Genomic DNA, 285 nt, shown 5'->3' on the forward strand with positions numbered 1-285 from the left:
GTTTCTAGTTATTCAGGACATACTTTCCTGCAAAGCGAGAAACCACGATGATGCAATCGACTGCGTTTGAACAACAAGCCCACAATCTGCTGATGGTCTTCGAATTGATGACCTATGTAATTAAAAAAGAGATGCCTGATAGCAACACCTTTTCTTACGAGGACAACGTTGAGCAAGAAATACTCCTGCACATGCTTAAACAACGCTTAGTGCGTGAAAAAATGTCCGTCGTTCAGATTGAACTCGCAATTTCATTTGCTGAGCAATTTATGCAAACAGGGCTAA

General features: G+C 41.1%; 1 protein-coding gene. It reads left to right on the forward strand.

All coding sequences use genetic code 11. The features are described from left to right. Positions 1-47: 47 nt before the first annotated feature. On the forward strand, positions 48-285 hold a 238-nt coding region (locus K5Q99_RS22285; protein ID WP_220778178.1), incomplete at its 3' end, for a hypothetical protein.

It is taken from the genome of Shewanella hafniensis, from assembly GCF_019655335.1.
Taxonomy (GTDB): domain Bacteria; phylum Pseudomonadota; class Gammaproteobacteria; order Enterobacterales; family Shewanellaceae; genus Shewanella; species Shewanella hafniensis.